We start from the raw sequence: 23048 nt of genomic DNA on the forward strand, positions 1-23048 counted from the left end.
TAGCTTAATATCTTCACTAAATTTACTCTATGTCAGTTTTAGCAGCGATCGCAGTCTTGGCTGTTTTGATCTTGGTACACGAGTTGGGGCATTTTGTTGCAGCACGTTCTCAAGGCATTCTCGTTAACCGTTTTTCTTTGGGTTTTGGCCCAGTTCTTTTGAAGTACCAAGGTTCACAAACCGAATATGCTGTCCGCGCCTTTCCTTTGGGCGGCTTTGTCGGCTTTCCCGATGATGACCCCGATAGCGATGTTCCACCCAATGACCCAAATCTGCTGCGTAACCGTCCAGTTTTAGACCGGGCGATTGTCATCAGTGCCGGAGTAATCGCCAATTTAATATTTGCTTACTTGGTGTTGGCTCTGCAATTGGGTATTGTTGGCATTCCCAAGGAATTAACCTATCAAGCTGGTGTCCTTGTACAGCCTGTTAATCAAGAATCTGTTGCCTATCAAGCAGGAATTCGAGAAGGAGATATTATTCTGGCTGTTAACGGTCAAGAACTCCCGGCTTCTGATAAATCAACTCCTTTGCTGACAAAAGAAATTCAAACTCATCCTAATCAGCAAATTGAACTGAAAATTCTGCGTGAAAATCAACAACAAACCCTGAAATTAACGCCAAAACTGGGAGGCGATGGCAAAGGTGTAGTTGGTGTGGCACTTAGTCCAAATGCTACAGCAATTTATCGCCGTCCTAATAGTCCTTTTGAAATTTTCGGTCTTGCTGCTAATAGATTTCAACAATTATTTGTTGGGACACTCAGCGGTTTTGGTCAGTTAATTACCAACTTTCAACAAACTGCTGGACAAGTCTCTGGCCCCGTTAATATCGTCAAAATAGGCGCGAAATTAGCTGAGGATAATAGTGTAAATCTGTTGTCTTTTGCAGCAATTATCAGCATTAACTTGGCTATTATCAATATTTTGCCTTTACCAGCTTTGGATGGCGGACAACTAGCTTTTCTGCTGATTGAAGGTTTACGCGGTAAGCCCGTACCTGCCCGGATTCAAGAAGGCGTAATGCAAACCGGTTTGGTGCTACTCTTAGGGTTAGGAATTTTTCTGATTGTCAAAGAAACTACCCAATTAACTAGTCAATTGGAGTGGGTACAAAAATTATTCCAATGAAAATAGAGAGCGGGGAATAGGGAGTGGGGAGTAGGAAAGAGAAACTTTCACCTTTAAAGAAGCGATCGCTAGAAATTTTAGCTCGTCTGAAGCGTCTTTATCCAGATGCTACCTGCTCTTTGAATTACTCAACACCAGTACAACTATTGGTAGCAACGATTCTCTCGGCTCAATGTACTGATGAGCGAGTGAATAAGGTAACACCAGCTTTATTTGGTAAGTTTCCTGATGCTGCAAGTTTAGCGATTGCTGACTTGGTAGAATTAGAAAGTTTGGTGCGTTCCACAGGGTTTTATCACAACAAAGCCAAAAACATTCAAGCCGCCTGTCGGATGATTGTCACCGAGTTTAACTCTGTTGTCCCCAACCAAATGGAGCAATTATTAAAGCTTCCAGGTGTGGCGCGGAAGACCGCAAATGTAGTATTGGCTCATGCTTATGGCATTAATGCCGGCGTGACAGTAGATACTCACGTCAAGCGCCTCAGCGGACGTTTGGGTTTAACTGAACATACAGACCCCGTTCGCATTGAACAAGATTTAATGAGTCTATTGCCCCAGCCTGATTGGGAAAATTGGTCAATTCGGCTGATTTATCATGGTCGTGCTATTTGTAAAGCTCGCTCTCCCGCTTGCTTTGCTTGTGAGCTTGCTGATTTATGTCCTGCTGCGAATCAGCCAGTAGTTGTAGGGTAAGCGACACAAGTAACCCCAGAATTGATGGCGAGACTGTAGAATGGAAAACGGTGTCTTTAAATTAAGTTAGAGAATTTATGGCAAAAAAGAGCTTGATTGAGCGCGAGAAAAAGCGCACCAGGTTGATAGAAAAGTATGCTGACAAGCGAGAAGCGCTTCTAGAAGAGTTCAGAAGTGCAGCATCTCCTTTGGATAAGCTAGAAATCCACCGGAAGATTCAACAGCTACCCCGGAATAGTGCGCCCACCCGCCACCGCAACCGTTGCTGGTTGACTGGTCGTTCTAGAGGTGTTTACCGCGATTTTGGTTTGTCTCGGAACGTACTGCGAGAATGGGCGCATGAAGGTCTTTTACCTGGAGTTGTTAAGTCTAGCTGGTAGTCGAGAGTCATTAGTCATTAGTCATTAGTCATTAGTCATTGGTAAAGAACAAATGACAAAGGACAAATGACAAATGACAAAATATTATTGACCACAACACTTATCAATTCCCAGACTTTCTAAGAGTAGATCGCTGACGGCGTTGGCGATCGCAAACTCTCCGTAAAAGCTATTAGAAAAATCATAGGACTGCATCTCTGTGACAATGGCAATTACCAGAGAACCAAGGTCGTTTTCTCCTTCCATCCGTTGACGCACAAAAATCTGTGCGGCTCGTTGGGCAATATTTTGGTTGACTGCTTCGGGGATAAATTCTGTATCTAGCCACCGTTGTAGGCGTTCTCGTAACCATTCACCTTCGAGCAGAGGGTTTTCGGGTGGTGGTAGGGTGATGGGTGGAATTGGTTGAGTCATTTTTTTTAAACGCAGAGGGACGCGGAGGGAAACGCAGAGGAATGCTGAGGTTGACTGTTAGCATCAAATTGCGTTTCTAAGAGTGTTTTTTTATATTTATTTATGCAATATGATATCGCCGCTATTGTTGAGGGCTATGCACAAGGCTATTTTCTCATGGCTGATGAACGCGATCGCCTGAGTTGGTACGGAAGTCGCGATCGGACTTTGATTCCTTTGGATGAACGGTTTCGCTACCCGAAGTCTTTACAGCGCGTTATCAATCAAGAACGGTTTAGTGTGGCGATTAATCAAGACTTCCAAGCTGTGGTGGCTGGCTGTGCTGACAGAGAGACAACCTGGATTTCACCAGAATTACGAGAGATTTATTCGCTACTTTACCAGAATGGTTATGCTTATAGTTTTGAAACTTGGCAGGGTGAGGAACTAGCTGGGGGAATTTTAGGGATTGTCATTGGTGGCGCTTTGATTGGTGAGTCGATGTTCTACCGCATTCCCGAAGGTTCAAAGGTAGCGATGGTGAAGTTGGTAGAAAGATTGCGCCAGAGGAAATTTGTGTTTTTTGATGCCCAAATGATGAATCCCCATTTGGAAAGGTTTGGTGCTTATCGGGTTGGGGATAAAGAATATCAAATGCTACTTCAACAAGCGTTACAACGTGTTTGTAAATTAGTATAAATAATGACAAAATTATTAATATTTAATAAGTGGTTTGATTAATGGTTTCCATTGGCAGGTCTAATCCCGCACAGATTCATTCTGACTTCTGAATTCTTCAATCTGTTTCGGTCAGATGCCCAATACCCCAATCTAGATGCATCTTATGGAAGTTCCTCAAATCTCAATATCCATAGGAGACTAAAGAAGGAAGAATAAAAAATATCTCATAAGTCTTGCAGTAGCGAAGGCTGTAACTAGTTAAGGAGAATTTATGCGTGCAGTACTGATGGCAGGGGGTTCGGGAACGCGGCTTCGCCCATTAACTTGCGATCTGCCGAAACCGATGGTGCCGATTCTAAATCGACCAATTGCCGAACATATTATCAATCTCCTCAAAAGACATCAAATTACGGAAGTTATTGCGACATTGCATTATTTACCTGATGTCTTGCGAGACTATTTTCAAGATGGCAGCGATTTTGGCGTCCAAATGACTTATGCGGTTGAAGAAGATCAGCCTTTGGGTACAGCCGGCTGTGTGAAAAACATTGCCGAACTTCTTGATGAAACTTTTTTAGTCATTAGCGGTGATAGCATAACAGATTTCGACCTTACAGCTGCGATCGCATTTCACAAACAAAAGAAGTCAAAAGCTACTTTGATTTTAACCAGGGTTCCCAACCCGATTGAGTTTGGGGTGGTGATTACCGATGAGGAAGCGCGAATTCGGCGATTTTTAGAAAAACCCTCTAGTAGTGAAATTTTTTCTGATACCGTCAATACTGGTACTTACATTCTCGAACCAGAAGTTTTGGAATATCTGCCAGCAAATATTGAATGTGACTTTTCCAAAGACTTATTCCCCTTACTATTAGCAAAAGATGAGCCAATGTATGGTTACATTGCTCAAGGTTACTGGTGTGATGTCGGTCACTTAGATGCCTATCGGGAAGCTCAGTATGACGCTCTAGATCGGAAAGTCAATCTCGATTTTGCCTACAAAGAAATTTCTCATGAGTTATGGGTAGGCCAAAATACTTACATTGACCAGACGGCTGTGATTGAAACCCCAGTAGTGATTGGTGATAATTGCCGCATCGGTGCAAGAGTCCAAATTGAGGCGGGAACCGTAATTGGGGATAATGTCACTATTGGCGCTGATGCTAATCTCAAACGTCCCATAGTATGGAATGGGGCATTTATTGGCGATGAAGCACATCTTTCGGCCTGTGTAATTTCCCGTGGCACTCGTGTAGACCGCCGCGCCCATGTATTAGAAGCTGCTGTTGTGGGTTCCCTTTCCACGGTGGGAGAAGAAGCCCAAATTAGCCCTGGTGTGCGTGTTTGGCCTAGTAAAAAGATTGAGTCAGGGGCAGTTTTAAACATTAACTTGATTTGGGGAAACACCGCCCAACGAAATTTATTTGGGCAACGTGGTGTCCAAGGATTAGCTAATATCGACATCACCCCAGAATTCGCCGTGAAATTGGGATCTGCTTACGGTTCTACATTGAAACCTGGTTCTAAAGTAACGGTTTCCCGCGACCAGCGTAATGTCTCTCGGATGGTGACGCGATCGCTCATTGCTGGTTTAATGTCAGTAGGTATTGATATTCAAAATCTCGATGCCACAGCTATTCCCATTGCCCGCACAGTTATACCCACAATGTCGGTAGCTGGTGGTATCCATGTGCGAGTACACCCCGATCGCCCTGATTACATTTTGATTGAATTCATGGATGCCAAGGGGATTAATATCTCCAAAGCCCTGGAAAAGAAAATTGAAGGGGCTTACTTTAAGGAAGATATGCGGCGGGCGCTAATTCATGAAATTGGCGATGTATCTTATCCTAGCCAAGTCATGGAGCGCTACTGCACTGCTTTTGAAAAATTGTTGCATGTTCATACACTCCGCAACAGTCGGGCAAAAGTGGTGATTGATTATGTTTATGCCGTATCAGGGGCAGTTTTACCCCAAATGTTAGATAAATTTGGCGCTGATGCAGTAGTGTTGAATGCCAGTGTCAATAAAACGGCAATGTCAATCACTGACCGCGAAGCATTGCTGACTCAATTAGGCCATGTTGTGGAAGCATTAAAAGCTAACTTTGGCGTGCAAGTATCCGCGAATGGGGAACAACTAATTTTAGTTGATGAATCAGGCTACCCAATTCGTGGAGAAACTTTAACTGCACTGATGGTAGACATGATTCTGACGGCTAACCCCAGAGGAACAGTAGTAGTACCAGTTCATGCTTCCAGTGCGATTGAACAAGTCGCCCGTCGCCATGATGGCAGAGTGATTCGCACCAAAGCCAACCCGACAGCTTTAATGGAGGCTTGTCAGAAAAACCCAAATGTGGTATTGGGAGGTAGTGGAGAGACTGGTTTTATTTTCCCGCAACTGCATCCGGGATTTGATTCTATGTTCTGCATTGCCAAGATCATTGAGATGTTGACTATACAAGAGCGATCGCTTGCGGCGGCGCGATCGGAATTACCCCGTGTAATTCACAAAACTTATACAGTCCGCTGTCCGTGGACAGCTAAGGGTGCTTTGATGCGTTACTTAGTGGAAACTCACCCAGCCCAAAACCTAGAGTTAATCGATGGAGTGAAAATTTGTCAACCTTATGATGACAGTTGGCTGTTAGTTTTACCAGATGCCAGCGAACCACTGGTGCATTTGTATGCAAATAGCAACGATCGCGAATGGGTAGATGAGACTGTGAGAAACTACCGCGCTCGTGTCCAGTCGTTTGTGGAAAGACAACAAGAATATCAACCCGCAGAAGTGTAATTCGTAATTCGTAATTAAAGAATTACGAATTACGAATTAGTAATTACGAATTATGCTGAGAGGTGTTCACAATTCTCATCGCGGACATTCTGGTAAACTTCTCTCAGCGTAATTGCAATCAAAATAAATTAGAGCTTCTCTACTAGAAGCAAATGCTCTAGTTGTGGAGTGTGCGTCACTGTTTTGACTTGCTTTAGATGACCAAATTTTCAAGTAGTAACCACTGTTATCATCACTAGACCATAATTCATAACGGTAATTACCTCCTGAACCCTGACTATTTAAATAGTCAGCTAGTGCTGTATTGGATGTAGATACAAAGCTAAATACAGTCAAAACAGGAATTACAGCTACCTTTAGTATTTGGATTAATTTCATATATCCAGAAAAAATTTACCTCCTCTAGCTTCCTGTACCGAAGTGATTTTTGGAACCAGTAATTACCAGGAATGTTTTGTGAGGATATCATAAGTAAGCGGACAGAATTAATTACAGTCATTGTGTAATTAATTTTGTTTATCTACTTAATGTCTAACTTTTGCTGAAACGGCCTAATACAAAAGCCTGCTTGACTGTTAGATAAAACCTAAAACCCAATCCCTACTTGTCTAAAGTTAATACAACGACTTAATCCACTCCCATTCCCGTGTCAAACCCTCTCTTAGGGAAACTTGCGGCTGATATCCCAGGAGTTTCTGCGCTTTAGATACATCAGCAGCCGTGTGGCGGGCATCTCCCATCGCCTTTTCTATGTGGTTTCTTTTAATTGGTTTTCCGACAATTTCTTCAATCGTATCCAAAACTTCTGCTAAAACTACTCTGCTACCACCACCGATATTAAAGATTTCTCCCACGGCTTCGGGTGCGGTGGCGGCTGCTAAATTAGCGGCAATGATATCACTAACAAAGGTAAACTCCCGCGTTTGCTGTCCATCGCCGTAAATAGGAATCGCCTCATCTTGCAAAATGGATTTAAAAAACTTATTAAATGCCATATCTGGGCGCTGTTTAGGGCCATAAACTGTGAAATAACGCAATGCCACACAGGGTACGCCAAAGTTTTTGTGATACACTTCACATAAAAACTCCGCTGCTAGCTTCGTAATGCCGTAAGGAGAAACTGGTTGAGGACAAATTCTCTCATGGGTAGGTAATGTTTCCGCATCACCATATACACTTGATGAAGAAGCAAACACTAACCTTTTCAGGTGTTTAGCATCCTTAGCTGCTTCTAGCAAAACTTGTGTAGCATTAATATTTCGTTCTGTATAACCTCGAAAAGATTTACCCCAACTTGCTCTGACACCTGCTTGGGCTGCTTGATGGTAAACTACATCAACATCTTTTAGGAGTTGCTGCCAATCTAAAAACTGCATATCTCCTTCAATTAAAGTAAAGCCAGGTGACTGATGTAAGTGTGCAATATTTTTAAACTTTAACATCGGATCGTAGTAATCATTGAATTCATCAATCCCGATCACTTCTTCCCCTTGTTGCAGCAATGTTTCTGTAAGATGAGAGCCAATAAAGCCAGCGGCTCCAGTAATAATAATTTTAGCCATGTTGCTTATTTTTTGATATTTTCATTAATCTGCATATTCACAGGTTAATACTTGTAATCAATGATCGTCATTACCTGAAGATGATTTTTTACTCAATTATTTCAATGCTTAAAAAAATCATTATAAACACTTAAGCTTTATACTTATACTTTAAAACCCTAAGTATATTTATTGAATTATTGCTATTAATAACATTGATTACATCTTTGCTTACAGCAGTTTTCATGTATTTGAACCACATCTGTCGTAAGGGCACAGCAATGCTCATTGGTGTCAACTTAAGCTGGAAATAGCTTAACTGTTGGCTTCCATGCCCGCCCGGAAATAAATAAATGAGTAATGAGTAATGAGTAATAAGTAATAAGTGATACCAATTACTTATTACTTATTACTTCAAAAATAAATTTTTTTGGCTTTTAGCTAAAGTCTACTGAAGTAGACTGGAGATTTTTGGCGATATCTAGTCATCTGAAGATGACTTTAGCGATGAGACGGGAATTTCAATTCCCGGCGGACAAGCGGTTTCGCGTTAAGTTGAGACTAATGCCCCGTGCCCCTACCTCCTCTACCTTTAGTTAACTATTTTGGCTGGAGGTTTAATGGGAATCTCAATCCAGAACTCTGTACCTCTGCCTGGTTCTGAAATGCACTCCATTATTCCCCCATGTTTTTCGACAATAATCTGATAGCTAATTGACAGTCCCAAACCTGTACCCTTACCTACGGGTTTGGTAGTGTAAAACGGGTCAAAAATTCGCTTTTTCACTTCTTCAGTCATTCCAGTCCCATTGTCACTAATACGAATCAACAGACGAGAGTTGTCTGCTGAGGCTTTAGTAGAAATCTGAATAGTTGGAATTGGGCATGAATTATTCTCCTCATCTCCCTCATCCCTATTCCCTAGTTCCCACTTTCGACTCGCCACTCCCAAAGCATCTATGGCATTGCTGAAAATATTCATGAATACCTGATTCATTTGACCGGCATAGCATTCTACCCGTGGAATGTTGCCATAGTCTTTGATTATCTCAATGCGTGGAGATCCAGCGCTTCCTTTTAGCCGATGTTGCAAAATTAATAAGGTGTTGTCAAGACCTTCGTGAATGTCTACGCGCTTGTTTTCAGCCTCATCTAAGCGAGAAAAATTGCGTAACGACAACACTATTGAACGGATGCGATCGCTTCCTACTTGCATTGATGTCAGAATTTTGGGGAGGTCTTCTATCAAAAATTCAAAATCGATCGCTTCGATCGCGGCGATAATTTCAGGATGGGGATGGGGATAGTGTAGTCGGTAGAGACGTAAAATTTCTAGGAGTTGTTCGGTGTAGTCAGCGGCATGGCAGAGATTACCGTAAATAAAGTTAACGGGGTTATTGATTTCGTGAGCGATACCTGCTATCAACTGTCCCAAGCCAGACATTTTTTCGGTCTGAACCAATCTTGTCTGTGTTTCTTGGAGTTCACGTAGGGTATGCTCTACCTGAACAGCTTGATTTCTAGCTTCAATTTCAGCATCGTAGGTTTGTTTGTAGAGTTGTGCTTGTTGAATAGCGATCGCAGCTTGATCTCCTAACTGTTGCAATAAATCAATTTCTGCATCTTGCCAATTTCTGGGAGCCTCACATTCATGGGCAATTAATAAACCCCATAGTTCAATACCTATATTAATCGGAACTATTAAGTTTGCTTGCACTTGCAGACTTTCCAAAAACTCTCGATGACAATCACTTAAAGAATCCGCTGCAACGTTGTTAATTGCCCGTACCCGGCCCTGAAAGTATAGAGGGGTATACTCATCAGGAAAGCATTCTAGTGGTGCATTCACTCCTATAACTGACTGCCAATCGCCATTAATCTCTTCCACAATTACCGATTTACTCTTCAGTTCAAAAATCAGCACTCGGTCGGAATTTAGTAGGGAACGGACTTCCCGAACGATAGTTTGTAGGGTTTTCTGTAGGTCTAATGTACGGCGAATATGCTCTGTAACTTGCTTGAGTACTTTGGTAAACAATAATGATTTTTCCAGTTCAGCAGTTTGCTCTTGCACTCGCTGTTCTAGGTTGGCATTCAGGGCTTGCACCTGTTTATACATCTGTTGTTGCTCAATTGCCATTGAGAAATGCTCACATAAGGCTTGTGCCAATAAGATGTCTTCTGGCTTCCACTCAGGTGATTGTCCCTTTTTTTGCTCTCGCCAAACATCAAAGGAAACCTGGGGTAATAGTTGTCGCCGATTTTGATCGCATTGTCCCGCCCACAAAATTTCTGTTTCAAATTCAGAGCGAAAAATACTTAATACACCGATAAATTCTTCACGGTAATGTAGAGGAATCACCATGAGTCCGCGAATTTGAGTAGAACGAAACGCTAAAGCCAAAACTCGTAAACGTGGTTCTTTGTATAGATCAGGGGTTGACCAAATATCACCTTGTTTACACTCAGCCATCCAGTTTTGCCAGATGGGATGCTGTTCGAGAATACTGTTATCTAATTCGTAAGGAAGTGTCGGTTGGTCGCCCCAAGTATATAGTTCTCCAGTCTGTTCAATGTAAAGTCTGCCACCGACTCCACTAAAGGCAACAATAACTTCTTCTAGCGCTCCCTGTAATTGGATTGTCGGCAGTTTATGCAATAGTGTGGTAACTCGATTAATAGTAGCTTCTCGCTCTTGTTTGGCGCGGGCTGTGGTGAGTATATTACTTTGAGCGATCGCGATCGTTACCTGGTCAACAACTTGCTGCAATACTTTTAGTTCCCGCTTCAAAATCTCTCGCGGTTCACTGTGGTGAGATACCAATAATCCCCACAATTTCGCTTTTGCTGATTGTTCTTGTGGATCGCAATGTAAAATTGGCACTACTAATGAAGACTGCACGCCCATTGCCTTTAAGTATTGAATATGGCATGGGTCTACCTGCCGATAGTAGATATTAGTTTGTAGACGTTTACCAGTTTCTTTTGACTGTAGAGGCGATAGCCCAATCTTCTCATTTGCCACATCCACAATTGAGCGTTGCCCAGCTAACAAAAACATCTCTCTGGCGGCTTCTGGAATATCGTGAACTGGAAAGCGTAACCCCAATACAGACGGCAGACGTTGCTCATAAATAGATTCAGCGATGACTTCACCACTACCATCAGCATCAAAGCGATATACCTTTACCCGATCTGCACCCAAAAATAAACGCACTTCGCTCACAGTAGTCGTTAATATCTCTTGAAGGTCGAGCGATCGCCTGATCTGTTTTGTCATCCGGTGCAGTAAACTTTCTTGGTCTACTAAACTTTGCTGCAATCCGTTTGGTTTATCGCTAAGTGTCATTACTGGTATATGCCACAATTAAAGTATAATTTTTTATAATCGTCTCTGATAGTAATTTCTAACTTACAATGCTTTGATTTTCACCATATTTCCAGGATTTTCCACTACAAATTTATTGCTAGAGGCGTACATTCATTTATTGTAAATACTTTTGGAAATGGATTCAGAGGATATTTGAAAAGCATCAGATATTTTGCTTGATCCCCGTAGCCCTTCTAAAGTGGATTTAGAGAGATATCAAAACGCTGTATCATTAAAGACTTTTAAGTATCATCTCAAATCTAAAGTTCAGAAAAGTTTAATCATTGACACTTATTAATTTTATATTCTCACCCATTAAACTATTCCAGTAATTTCACTTAAATTATTTAGGCAATAATTTAGTGAAATTAAAAATATTTTTGATCATTTTTGCCCATGAATTCAATTAATTAAGATTTTTTAAAATCACTTCCTAAATTATTGGTAACTTTTTTAAATATTTTTGACTGGGGAATTTCTAAATTCCCCGTTTAATTGCTGACTTTATATTGAATGTAACAATTTTGATTAAACTATTCGTAAACTATCGTTAAAGATAGTAAATTCCGAATTTCTTCACGCACACTCATGAGAGTTTTACCGAGATAGTTTTGACCAGCTTGATTAGCACCACAGCCCCAAAAAGAATCGGTTGGGGAGTTTTCCACCAAAATCTCATCACCTGTCTTCAAGAGAACTTCTCTAATATCAGTATGAGTAAGAAACTTTTTGAGTACAGCCTCTCGCATAATTTGAGTTTTGACCAAATTCCAGTCTTGACGGAGTTGGCGAGTGCTACATCTTCCCAAAATGGCAGCTTCTTCTGGAGTGGCAGCGGCATGGATGAGGGGTATAATTGCTGCATCTGTGCTGCCGACAAACTTTTGTGCTTGATAATAATGCTCAACCGTTGGCCAGTAAGTACCCTCGATGTGGATTCCGTGGGGAGAAAAGTTAGAAAAACAGCCATAAGGCTGCCAAACCTTATAAAAGTAAATGGTCATTTTAAAATTGCTCTTTCATATATCAATTTCAGGGTAACTGAAAGTTTAGGATTCAAAACCGTTCCTTAGGATGAAGGGTTTTAACATTAGGTTAAGGGAATTATTTTATACAACTTTACACAATTCCTGGAACCAGCTAACTTATGATATTTTTTTCTTGTAGCAAAATAACCACCTACAGTACTATTTTTTTGGGTGAAGTAGCAAATTATATTTTGGACAGGTGAGATGAGAATCTTGCTAATCGAAGATGAAGAGGTTTTAGCAAGTGTCTTGTTGAAGTCGCTTACTAAACAACATTATGTTGTTGATGTAGTACAAGACGGACAAATGGGTTGGGAATATACGCAAAGTACTAACTACGACTTGCTCCTAATAGATGTTGGACTTCCGAAACTGGACGGTATTACATTGTGTCAGCGATTGCGTTCTGGTGGTTGTTTCACTCCCATTTTGCTGATGACGGCGAAAGATGGTAATAGAGAACGGATTCAGGGACTTGATGCAGGTGCAGACGATTATCTGATCAAACCTTTAGATTTGGAAGAACTGCAAGCACGGATACGGGCACTAATCCGTCGGGGCGATCGCCCCCGTACCCCAATACTGGAAGTAAGCGCACTACGACTAGACCCTAGTAGTTGCGAGGTTAAATATAACAACAAACTGCTGGAATTAACAGCCAAAGAATACAGCTTACTAGAGTTATTTCTACGGAATCCATCGCGTGTTTTTAGTCGGGGGGATATCATTGAACACCTGTGGACTTTTGACGATCCACCCCAAGAGGAGACTGTAAAATCACACATTAAATATTTACGACAAAAGTTGAAAGCCGCTGGAGCAGTAGACTGGATTGAAAATGTTTATGGTTTGGGATATCGGCTGAATCCTGGAAGAGGAGAGGCAGCAGAGAGCAGGAAGCAACGGGAAAAAGAAAAACCTCAAATCCCTAGTCGTGATGTTGAACAGCAGTTTAAGCAAGCAATGGGCGGCTTGTGGCAGCAATATCAGGGGTTGATGGTGCAGCGGTTGAACGTATTGCAAGAATTTGCAGCCGCATTATCAAGTAAAACGCTGACTAAAGAATTGCGGCAATCGGCAGAACGAGAGGCGCACAAACTAGCTGGTGTCTTGGGAATGTTTGAGCAAGACAATGGCACTCAAATAGCGCGGAAAATTGAACAAATTTTAGGTAAAGATGGTGATTTTGCCGCAGGTGAAAAGCGGCAATTGCTGTCACTGATTGAAGATTTGGGTAGCTTAATCAATCTGATGGGGCAAAATGCAGATAACCAGATTTCAGGTGCGATCGCACCTGAAATTAGTACCCGATTGATATTAGTTGACCCCAATCCGCAACTAGGCGATCAGCTGCAACAACTGGTTGAAGGCTGGCAGCAAATCTCCAACTTAGAGGAGGCAAAAAACGTTCTACAAACCACATCACCCGATTTAGTAGTCTTAAATGTCGATGATGCCGGGTGGCGTAAAGAAAGCTTGGCATTACTTTCGGACTTAGCAACACGTACCCCACCCGTACCCGTTCTCGTGCTGGCTGCCACTGATGAGTTAGCAGAACGGGTAACTTTCGCTCAGTACGGGGCGCGGGGTTTTCTGGTTAAGCCTGTAACAGCTGCTCAGGTTTGGGATGTTTCGTCTCAACTATTACAACGCACTCGTTCTTTACGGGTAAATATACTAGCAGTAGATGACGACCCGCTAATTTTAGCAACACTGCGCCCAATGTTAGAACCTTGGGGCATACGAATGACCGGATTAGAGAATCCGCTACGTTTCTGGGAAGTACTGCAATCTACTGCACCAGATTTGTTGATTTTGGATGTAGAAATGCCTCATGTCACTGGTATCGAACTTTGCCAAGCAGTTCGTACCGATCCCCGATGGCAGGAATTACCAATTGTGTTTCTGACTGCTCACCGAGAGATGGAAACTGTGCAGCAAGTGTTTGCTGTTGGGGCCGATGATTATGTGGTTAAACCTGTTGTTGGGGCAGAATTGTTGGCACGCATTACCCATCGTTTAGAACGCAGCCGTTTACTACAGTCCCTTTCTAGCAAAGATTCTTTAACCGGATTAGCAAATCAGTTTCAGTCTAACCGCGACTTGCAGAATCTAATTGCTCAAGCCGAGAAAAATCAGCAATCTGTTTGCTTGGCGATTTTAAGCGTGACTGATTTTCGGCAAATTAATATTAAATATGGTCATCAGGCTGGAAACCAGGTATTGCAAAGATGGAGTCGTTTATTTCAATTGGGATTTTGCAGTGGTGAAGTGCTGGGTTATTGGGGTAATGGTGAATTTGTCATGGGAGTTTCTGGGTTAACCAAAACAGAAATCAGCGATCGCCTTAACGACATTTTAACTACCCTCCGTCAGCAAATATTTACAGCCTTCGATGGCGATCGCTTTCAGGTAACATGTAATTTTGCTGTAGTTGAATACCCCAGTGATGGACTAACGATCCAATCACTATATCAAGTTGCCGCTGGGCGTAATTTTTAATTGCGATCAACAAAGGCAGTCCCGATGAAACAAGTTTCACAGCCTTGAATGAAAATGACTGGGGGCTGGGGATTGGGACTAGTATTTTTACTCATTACTCATCACTCAGCCCTCAGTTCTTCTCATGCCATCTTCTATAATTAATAGAACCTGCACACCCTAATTTTAGGCATGAGACTGTGACCGAACCAGGAAGTTATAAAGATACTGTAAACTTACCCAAGACTAACTTTGATATGCGGGCAAACGCCATCAAGCGCGAGCCTGAAATCCAAAAATTTTGGGAAGAAAATAAAATTTACGATCGCCTCTTTGAAAATAACCCCGGCGAATTATTTATACTGCACGATGGGCCTCCCTACGCTAATGGCTCACTCCATATTGGTCATGCCTTAAATAAAATTCTCAAAGATATTATTAATCGCTACCAACTACTAAAAGGTCGTAAAGTTCGCTACGTTCCTGGCTGGGATTGTCACGGATTGCCAATTGAGTTAAAAGTTTTGCAGAACATGAAGTCAGCAGAACGGCAGAATTTAACACCTTTACAACTGCGGCAAAAAGCGAAAGAATTTGCTCTAGCTACGGTAGACGACCAGCGCCAAAATTTTAAACGCTACGGTATTTGGGGCGATTGGGACAACCCTTATCTAACTCTGAAGCCGGAATACGAAGCGGCTCAAATTGGCGTATTTGGTCAGATGTTCTTAAAAGGCTATATCTATCGCGGTTTGAAGCCGGTTCACTGGAGTCCTAGTTCTAAAACAGCTTTAGCGGAAGCTGAGTTGGAATATCCAGAAGGTCACGTTTCCCGCAGTATCTATGCAGCTTTCCCAATCACGAGTTTGGCGTCAGCTGTAAAACCACTGTTGGCGGAATATCAGTCAGATTTGGGTGTGGCTATCTGGACAACTACACCTTGGACAATTCCGGCGAATTTGGCTGTGGCGGTGAACGCGGATTTGAATTATGCAGTGGTGGAAGTTTCCCACCCAGAAGCACAGGCGCAGAGTAATTTCAAATACCTGATTGTTGCTGCTGACTTAGTAGAACGTTTATCTTCAACGTTGGGAGTTGAGTTAACTCTAAAAGCCACGTTCAAGGGGAATGATTTAGAACATACTACTTACCGTCATCCTCTATTTGACCGCGAAAGTCCGATTGTTGTGGGCGGTGATTACATCACAACTGAGTCGGGTACTGGGTTGGTACATACTGCACCTGGTCATGGTCAAGAAGACTACATTGTTGGTCAGCGCTACGGTTTGCCCATCCTTGCACCAGTCGATGACAATGGCAATTTTACCGAAGAAGCGGGACAATTTGCGGGGTTAAATGTGCTGGGTGATGGAAATCAGGCGGTAATTGATGCATTAACGGTTGCTGGTTCCTTGTTGAAAGAAGAAGCATATCCCCACAAGTACCCTTATGATTGGCGGACGAAAAAACCAACGATTTTCCGCGCGACTGAACAATGGTTTGCTTCGGTGGAAGGATTTAGAGAAGAAGCACTAAAGGCGATCGCCACGGTAAAATGGATTCCAGCCCAAGGTGAAAATCGCATCACGCCAATGGTAGCGGAACGTTCCGATTGGTGTATATCTCGTCAGCGTGCTTGGGGTGTACCCATTCCCGTTTTCTACGATGAAGCCACGGGAGAACCACTGCTGAATGAGGAAATTATCAATCACGTTCAAGGAATCATCGCCGAAAAAGGTTCTGATGCTTGGTGGGAACTTTCGGTTGAGGAATTATTACCAGAATCCTATCGCCAAAATGGCAAGTCGTACCGCAGAGGTACAGACACAATGGATGTATGGTTTGATTCTGGCTCATCTTGGGCTGCTGTCGCTCAACAGCGTTCAGAGTTACACTACCCTGCTGAGATATATTTGGAAGGTTCCGACCAACATCGCGGCTGGTTCCAGTCAAGTTTGCTCACCAGTGTAGCGGTAAATGACATTGCACCTTACAAAACTGTGCTAACTCACGGCTTCGCTTTGGACGAACAAGGGCGAAAGATGAGTAAGTCAGAAGGTAATGTGGTTGACCCCAATACAATTATTGAAGGCGGGAAAAATCAAAAAGTAGAACCAGCCTACGGTGCAGATGTCTTGCGATTATGGGTATCATCGGTAGACTACTCCGGCGATGTCCGCATTGGGAAAAACATCATCAAACAGATGAATGATGTTAGAGGCAAAATTCGCAATACAGCACGGTTTTTGTTGGGTAGCTTGGATGATTTTGACCCCGAAAAAGATGCAGTCCCCTTTGAAGAATTGCCAGAACTTGACCGTTATATGTTGCACCGCATCACCGAAGTGTTTGAGGAAGTAACAGAAGCTTTTGAGAGTTTCCAATTCTTCCGCTTCTTCCAAACAGTGCAGAATTTCTGCGTCGTAGATTTATCCAACTTCTATTTAGATGTTGCCAAAGATAGACTCTACATTAGTGCAAAAGATGCTTTCCGCCGTCGCAGTTGTCAAACGGTGCTGAAGATAGCAATAGATAATTTAGCTAGAGCGATCGCACCAGTATTATCCCACACCGCCGAAGATATCTGGCAATATCTCCCTTACAAAACACCTTACAAATCAGTGTTTGAAGCCGGTTGGATTCAGGTAGAGGAAAAATGGCGTAATCCTGAGTTAGCAGAATTTTGGCAAGCGCTGCGACAACTCCGCACCGATGTTAATAAGGTCTTAGAACAAGCCAGGATAGAAAAACTCATTGGTTCTTCCCTGGAAGCCAAAGCTTTGATTCATATATCTCACAAACAGTTAGGCGATGCTATCAAAGCCTTTAATCCTGTTAAAGGTAACGGGATTGACGAACTGCGGTATTTATTGCTGACTTCTCAGGTGGAATTATTAGATTCGGCTCAAGGGTTGCAAGGATTAGAATACACCGCGCAGACAGAAGACTGGACAATTGCTGTAGTAAAGGCAGATGGGCAAAAATGCGATCGCTGTTGGAACTACTCTACTCGTATGGGAGAATCAGCAGAACATCCCTTAATTTGCGAACGATGCGTTGCCGCCTTAGCCGGAGAATTCTAGTAAATATACGTTAATTCGCCGAACTTCTCCCTATTTTTAACTAAATCTCCAGTCTTTCCCTCTCCAAATCGGAGAGGGATTGTTTTACGTAGTAAAACGAGGGAGAGGTCTTTTGAGTCAGCGCTGAAAATAGATATTTTACGTAATACACATTATAGTCATTTTGTAAAGTGCGTAAGTCCTAAGGGCAATATATTTTAGAACAAAAAAATCTAGTATTTTTACTGAAGATGGCTACGTATTTTAACTGTATCTTCTTTAAAGAAAGGGAAGCCGCTAGATTGTTAAGAAAATACAAAAGTATGGATTAATACGTAGATTTTTGACTAGAACATCCATTAACTCAAAATTCAAGAGAGAAAAAGATATGTCAGATACAGTTGCTAAAGAATTGGCAGATTTTTTGCTGCAAATAGAACAGCGATCGCAGTTTCACGCAGGTTATCCATATAATTTAAGTTGTGACTACAGTGCGATCGGCAAATTTTTCAATTTTCTGTTGAATAATGCTGGAGATCCTTACGTAGAGCCAGATTTTGGACTGCATTCTCGGAAGTTTGAGCAAGAAGTATTATCTTTTTTTGCTAACCTCTATAAAATTCCAGAAAATAAGTTTTGGGGTTATGTTACTGCTGGCGGAACTGAAGGTAATTTATATGGAATATTCTTAGCAAGAGAAATCTACCCTAATGGGATTCTTTACTCATCACAAGATTCTCATTACTCAATACCCAAAGCAGCCAAATTATTCCGCATCCAACACAATGTTGTTAATTCGCAAATTAACGGAGAGATGAATTATGAGCATTTTGAACAACTCATTAGCGAAAACCGCAATTGTCCAGCGATTGTAAATTTAAATATTGGGACTACTGTCAAAGGTGCGATTGATAACTTAGACAAAGTTCTAGAAATTTTAGAGCGCAATCAGATAAAAGATTACTATATTCATTGCGATGCTGCACTTTCAGGATTAATATTACCTTTTCTAGATGGCGCTCCCCAAGTTAACTTTCAAAAACCCATAGATAGTGTAGCTATTTCTGCTAAATTCATTGGTTCTCCCTTGCCTTGCGGTGTTGTTTTAACTAAGAAAAAATGGGTAGAAAAAGTTGAAACAGCAATTGAATATATCGGTTCAACAGATACAACAATTCTAGGTTCTAGAAACGGTCACACACCTCTGATTCTCTGGTATGCAATAAAAACAAGAGGTTATCACGGATTAGCTAGAGAAGCAAAGACCTGTATTGATAACGCCCAATATCTTTTCCAACAACTTAAAATTAGAGAATATCCATGTATGCTCAATGATTTTTCCAATACCGTAGTGTTTCAAAAACCTTCTCAAAGGTTAATTAAAAAGTGGCAGTTAGCAACTTGTGAAAACTGGGTACACCTGATAGTCATGCAAAATATAAATCGGGATAAAATCGATATTTTTGTGAACGAACTTCTGTTAGAAGAAGGGTTAGTTAATAATGTCGATAATTTCCAGCTACAACCAGCACTACACTAATTAATCTAGATGTAGTTAAGCGACTTTATGGTTAGAGTATTCTGAATTCTGAATTCTGACTCCTGGTTTATCTCTTTAAAAAGTTTTTTCCGTACAAGTTAGCAGCAAGTAGTAGTTCCACTTCTGCACGTTCCATAGGTGGTAAGAAAAAATACCCTTGTCCATAATCACATTGCAAAGCCTTCAATTGTGCTAATTGCTCTACAGTTTCTATCCCTTCTGCCGTTACAGACATATTCAAATTATGAGCCAATGTTACGATCGCTCGAATAATTTCTAAATTTTCTCCTCGACTACCTATACTGGTGACAAAAGAGCGATCGATCTTAAGAGTTTTGATTGGTAGACGGTGCAAATAACTTAAGGATGAATAACCAGTACCAAAATCATCCATGTGCATCTCGACATTCAGCGCTGTTAACTGAGAAAGTACAGTGATAGCCAATTCAAAATTATCCATCAGCAAGGTTTCAGTAATCTCCAATTTCAAGCAGCACGGCTCCAATCCAGTTTGCTGTAATATATGTTTCACCTCTTTAAACACATCAGGTTGCGTAATTTGTTTACCAGAAAAATTCACACTAATTGTCAGAGGTGTTGAGGTAGGAAATTGTTTGTGCCATGTATGCATTTGGTGACAGGCTTCATACAGCACCCATTGTCCGATACTAACAATCATTCCAGTTTCCTCAGCCAGAGGAATAAAATCTTGAGGAGAAATCAGTCCTCGTTCTGGATGATACCAACGTATCAGGGCCTCAAATCCAATAATTTTGCCAGTTGTCAGTGAAACAATTGGCTGGTAATCAAGGCGAAATTCTTCTTGCTTGAGTAGCGCATGACGTAAAGCAGTTTCTAACTCCAAAAGCAAAGCTGCACCCTCGTGCATCTTGGGATCAAAAACCTCATAACGTGCCTTCCCAAGTGATTTAGCGCAATACATTGCCACATCAGCATCGCGTAGAATCTGCGCTGCTTGCTCATAATCTGCTTTACTTAAAGCAATGCCAATACTAACGTTAGTAAACACCCGATGCTCATTTAATTGAAATGGCAAAGCTAACACTTTTTTAATTCGCTCGGCTACCTGTATGGCGGTACTGATATCCTCAATTTCTTCAATTAAGATTGTGAACTCATCTCCACCAAAACGAGCAACTATATCTCCACCTCGCAAAACTGACTTTAGCCGATGAGAAATTGCAATCAAAAGTTGATTTCCTAGTAGATGTCCAAGGCTGTCATTAACAACTTTAAAGCGGTCTAAGTCTAAGAAAAGTACAGCAAATAAATAATTATTTTCCTGTTTACTATGTTCTATTGCCTGCTGCACCCGCTCCATAAACAATCGTTGATTAGGTAATCCAGTTAGCCCATCATGAAGACTATTATGCAGTAATTGTTCTTGTGCTTCTTGACGCTTGATAATGTCTTGTTGCAGTTGTTGATTAACTCTAATAAGTTCAATAGTACGTTCTAGCACCAACTGCTCAAGCTGATAACGATACTGGACTAATTCTTCCTCTGCTAGCTTCCGCTTAGTGATGTCACGGACAATCACAACATACTCCCGTAGCTGCGAATTAAATGGCTGTGAAATAGTCGATTCAACAATTCGTAAACCTTGGTTGATTTTTAAAGTTTGCTCACTTCTAATAGACCATTCCTCCGGTTTGCCGCGATAGCAGATTAGAATTTGATTCAAATTTTGCCCAAGTAACTGCTGAATACTTGTTTGAAATAATTCTTCAGCAGCGGCGTTTGTTTGAGAGATTGTACCGTCTTCATCTAAGACTAAAACTGTGTCGGGAACAGTATCGAGAGTAGTAATAAATAGGTTTCTGGCTTGTTTGCGTGCTTCGTCAATAGCAATAATTTGTGGTAAAGTTGTCCAGCAAGCGATCGCTACTCCTGCAAAAGAAAGCGTTACTAATAAAATAGCTAGTAAAGAGTTTTGAGGATTGTCAGAAAATCTATCTAAAAAATCACGAATAATCCAACTGATTGTAGCAGTAGTACAAATTAATGACACTAAAACAATCACTTGTAATACTACAAAATCGGGGTTATTTCTAGTAGACCTAGTATCGTAACGCTGTGTCCACCAGTCCGGGTGTAATGGTGCAAATCTAAGGCGACGTAGTGCTAAATCTCCGCTCATCAAAATAATCGGTAATAATAAGCCCACTAAGAAATCTCTCCAACTCCAAGCTAAACCTCCCACTATTAGCACTACCGCTTCTACCAAGAAAAAACCCAGTGACCACCAAGGCCATAACACGTGGGGTTTACCGCGACACAGCCATAATCCCAGATGTAATCCCATAATTGACATGAGATAACATGTACCTGCCACTGTGACAAGTTGAGATACATTTCCCAAATTTAGACAAAGCAAACTGAGTATAAAGGTAACTAAAATTGCAGGCCCAAGGACACCTTGACGAGAAACCAATGCAAATATGGGAGAAAGCTGTCGATCGCAGGCAAGTTGGTATAATATCCGAGGAGAGTTGGAAACCGCCGTAGCAGAACTTAAAAGGCAAGATATAGTAATCAGAAGTGTTACTAAAAAAGGGGCAGATTCACCCCAAAAAGGCTTAGAAGCTGCCACCAGATTTAAGAACGTATCGTTACCTATTATAGGATTTTGAGCCGAACACATTAATACCCAAGAACCACCTAAAAACACTGGAGGAATTAACCAAGCAGCAACAGTTAAGAACTTTAAAGTTTTATATGGGTGGCGACTATCAGCAACAAAAGAAGAAGTAGTTTCACAAGCATAAATTGAATAGCTAGCTAAAAAAAACCACTTTGCCCATTCTTCAAAACTCAAACTATGTGTGCTAGTTGAGATCAATTTAAAACTAGCAGATGAGAAGACTAACCAGAATACGCCTTGAATACAAAACAATAACATTAATAAAATCGCTGGGAACACAAAAAACAGATGCAGGAGCGCTAAAGCACGAGTACCACTGAAGGCTAAAATAAAAGGAATCGCTGTAAATAAAACTCTTAATAAAGTTTCTGGACAAGAAATACCTAATGTTTCAAAATTGACTTTAATTAGGTCGGTGAGAATAATCGCATACAATGCTGGTGCTGCTGCCCAGCTAAAAAAGTATCCTAAAGCTGCGTAACGGCCTAATACAGGAAAGTTCTTTAATAGCCTTGTGGTATAGTTTGGTGTTCCTCCAGCGATATCTGGCCAATGTCTACCTAAACTTTGTACCTGCAAGTTAAGTAAAAAAGAAATAATCGTGCCAAAAAACCAAACTAAGATAGCTTTTGGCCCTAACGCTGCATGAATGATAGGGGCAGTACCAATCCATCCAACATGACCTGTTAACCCAAAGCCCCAGGTTTCGAGATAACTCAGAGTCCGTGGTAGGCGTATTAGCAAATGCTGATTGTTCTCTACCCGCGCAGAATCGTTACTAACCATTAGTTTCTCAGTGAGTTTCTTAGTGAGATTTACTTACCTTTTCACTCAATAGCTGAATCTCACCAATTATAGCTTCCGTATAACTGCTGAACTTTAGAAAAAGATAAATTATTTGTCACTGAATTGTGGATTTTAGACTTTAGAATGACCCCATACCTACAAGAATTTTTTTTTAATAGAGAATTTTAAAATGGGGATTTAAGATTTGTTTTACGTAGCTTTTTTTTTTGCCGAGTAAGTATAAATTCTCTTTCTTTAAAGCTTTATAAAAATCGAAAGATTCAGATTTCCGACCTAATTTAATAGATATATGCTGAAATTAATTATTATTTGTCGAAAACTCTTGTGTAAACGCTAATTTTCACGTCTCTACATTCATTTTTACTCATATTGCTAATTTCTTGAAGAATTCAGAAGTCAGAATGGGCTACGCCCCGCTCATTTGTGTCAACTTAAGCTAAAACCCTTTTCAAACCTCATTTCCAGCCGGAGGCTG

14 protein-coding genes are annotated in these 23048 nt (G+C 41.3%); 8 read left to right on the forward strand and 6 right to left on the reverse strand.

Annotation, left to right across the window (positions count from 1 at the left end):
- The first annotated feature begins 29 nt into the window (after positions 1–29).
- The 3 genes from rseP to rpsN all read left to right on the forward strand — a co-directional run bounded on the left by rseP (position 30) and on the right by rpsN (position 2205).
- Positions 30–1130: an RIP metalloprotease RseP gene (gene rseP / locus V7L31_RS02900; RefSeq protein WP_334694859.1), complete on the forward strand. Its 1101-nt coding sequence runs from the start codon at positions 30–32 to the stop codon at positions 1128–1130.
- A gap of 23 nt (positions 1131–1153) precedes the next feature.
- The gene (nth, locus tag V7L31_RS02905; protein ID WP_334694860.1) at positions 1154–1825 is read left to right on the forward strand and encodes an endonuclease III; all 672 of its coding nucleotides are present in this window, start codon (positions 1154–1156) and stop codon (positions 1823–1825) included.
- A 77-nt stretch (positions 1826–1902) separates the two neighbouring features.
- On the forward strand, positions 1903–2205 hold the full coding sequence (gene rpsN, locus V7L31_RS02910; RefSeq protein WP_292724399.1) for a 30S ribosomal protein S14: 303 nt from the start codon (positions 1903–1905) through the stop codon (positions 2203–2205).
- Positions 2206–2289: 84 nt separating this feature from the next.
- Here rpsN and V7L31_RS02915 read toward each other — a convergent pair whose 3' ends face one another.
- Positions 2290–2619, reverse strand: coding sequence for a hypothetical protein (locus tag V7L31_RS02915; RefSeq protein WP_012410384.1), 330 nt, complete (start codon positions 2617–2619; stop codon positions 2290–2292).
- Positions 2620–2721: 102 nt separating this feature from the next.
- Here V7L31_RS02915 and aat point away from each other — a divergent pair, with 102 nt between their 5' ends.
- The gene (aat, locus tag V7L31_RS02920) at positions 2722–3297 is read left to right on the forward strand and encodes a leucyl/phenylalanyl-tRNA--protein transferase (RefSeq protein WP_334694861.1); all 576 of its coding nucleotides are present in this window, start codon (positions 2722–2724) and stop codon (positions 3295–3297) included.
- A gap of 253 nt (positions 3298–3550) precedes the next feature.
- Entirely contained in the window at positions 3551–6079 is a 2529-nt protein-coding gene (locus V7L31_RS02925; RefSeq protein WP_334694862.1) for a mannose-1-phosphate guanyltransferase, read from the forward strand.
- Positions 6080–6154: 75 nt separating this feature from the next.
- Here the strand turns inward: V7L31_RS02925 and V7L31_RS02930 are convergent, their stop codons facing one another.
- The 4 genes from V7L31_RS02930 to V7L31_RS02945 all read right to left on the reverse strand — a co-directional run bounded on the left by V7L31_RS02930 (position 6155) and on the right by V7L31_RS02945 (position 11994).
- Positions 6155–6457 carry a hypothetical protein gene (locus V7L31_RS02930; protein WP_334694863.1) on the reverse strand — a complete coding sequence of 101 codons (303 nt, stop codon included), beginning with the start codon at positions 6455–6457 and terminating at the stop codon, positions 6155–6157.
- A 236-nt stretch (positions 6458–6693) separates the two neighbouring features.
- Positions 6694–7641: an NAD-dependent epimerase/dehydratase family protein gene (locus V7L31_RS02935; protein WP_334694864.1), complete on the reverse strand. Its 948-nt coding sequence runs from the start codon at positions 7639–7641 to the stop codon at positions 6694–6696.
- Positions 7642–8212: 571 nt separating this feature from the next.
- The gene (locus V7L31_RS02940; protein WP_334694865.1) at positions 8213–10969 is read right to left on the reverse strand and encodes a GAF domain-containing sensor histidine kinase; all 2757 of its coding nucleotides are present in this window, start codon (positions 10967–10969) and stop codon (positions 8213–8215) included.
- A 554-nt stretch (positions 10970–11523) separates the two neighbouring features.
- Positions 11524–11994, reverse strand: a complete 471-nt coding sequence (locus V7L31_RS02945; RefSeq protein WP_334694866.1) for an NADAR family protein — start codon at positions 11992–11994, stop codon at positions 11524–11526.
- A 228-nt stretch (positions 11995–12222) separates the two neighbouring features.
- Here V7L31_RS02945 and V7L31_RS02950 point away from each other — a divergent pair, with 228 nt between their 5' ends.
- From V7L31_RS02950 to V7L31_RS02960, 3 genes are all read left to right on the forward strand, one after another.
- Positions 12223–14520, forward strand: coding sequence for a response regulator (locus V7L31_RS02950; protein WP_334694867.1), 2298 nt, complete (start codon positions 12223–12225; stop codon positions 14518–14520).
- Between the two features lie 179 nt (positions 14521–14699).
- A complete protein-coding gene (gene ileS, locus V7L31_RS02955) occupies positions 14700–17582 on the forward strand; it encodes an isoleucine--tRNA ligase (protein WP_334694868.1) in 2883 nt (960 codons plus the stop codon).
- A gap of 367 nt (positions 17583–17949) precedes the next feature.
- Positions 17950–19101, forward strand: a complete 1152-nt coding sequence (locus tag V7L31_RS02960; protein ID WP_334694869.1) for a histidine decarboxylase — start codon at positions 17950–17952, stop codon at positions 19099–19101.
- A 67-nt stretch (positions 19102–19168) separates the two neighbouring features.
- On the opposite strand, the gene V7L31_RS02965 is transcribed toward V7L31_RS02960, so the two are convergent.
- Entirely contained in the window at positions 19169–22552 is a 3384-nt protein-coding gene (locus tag V7L31_RS02965) for an EAL domain-containing protein (protein ID WP_334694870.1), read from the reverse strand.
- Between the last annotated feature and the right edge of the window lie 496 nt (positions 22553–23048).

The sequence above is a fragment of the Nostoc sp. genome, assembly GCF_036916655.1.
Taxonomy (GTDB): Bacteria; Cyanobacteriota; Cyanobacteriia; order Cyanobacteriales; family Nostocaceae; genus Nostoc.

Bases quoted from the DNA above. Each gene is read 5' to 3' on its own strand.
- V7L31_RS02965 (WP_334694870.1), bottom strand. From the start codon at position 22,552: ATGGTTAGTAACGATTCTGCGCGGGTAGAGAACAATCAGCATTTGCTA.
- V7L31_RS02940 (WP_334694865.1), bottom strand. From the start codon at position 10,969: ATGACACTTAGCGATAAACCAAACGGATTGCAGCAAAGTTTAGTAGAC.
- V7L31_RS02935 (WP_334694864.1), bottom strand. From the start codon at position 7,641: ATGGCTAAAATTATTATTACTGGAGCCGCTGGCTTTATTGGCTCTCAT.
- V7L31_RS02930 (WP_334694863.1), bottom strand. From the start codon at position 6,457: ATGAAATTAATCCAAATACTAAAGGTAGCTGTAATTCCTGTTTTGACT.
- rseP (WP_334694859.1), top strand. From the start codon at position 30: ATGTCAGTTTTAGCAGCGATCGCAGTCTTGGCTGTTTTGATCTTGGTA.
- rpsN (WP_292724399.1), top strand. From the start codon at position 1,903: ATGGCAAAAAAGAGCTTGATTGAGCGCGAGAAAAAGCGCACCAGGTTG.
- aat (WP_334694861.1), top strand. From the start codon at position 2,722: ATGCAATATGATATCGCCGCTATTGTTGAGGGCTATGCACAAGGCTAT.
- V7L31_RS02960 (WP_334694869.1), top strand. From the start codon at position 17,950: ATGTCAGATACAGTTGCTAAAGAATTGGCAGATTTTTTGCTGCAAATA.
- V7L31_RS02915 (WP_012410384.1), bottom strand. From the start codon at position 2,619: ATGACTCAACCAATTCCACCCATCACCCTACCACCACCCGAAAACCCT.
- V7L31_RS02925 (WP_334694862.1), top strand. From the start codon at position 3,551: ATGCGTGCAGTACTGATGGCAGGGGGTTCGGGAACGCGGCTTCGCCCA.
- V7L31_RS02945 (WP_334694866.1), bottom strand. From the start codon at position 11,994: ATGACCATTTACTTTTATAAGGTTTGGCAGCCTTATGGCTGTTTTTCT.
- V7L31_RS02950 (WP_334694867.1), top strand. From the start codon at position 12,223: ATGAGAATCTTGCTAATCGAAGATGAAGAGGTTTTAGCAAGTGTCTTG.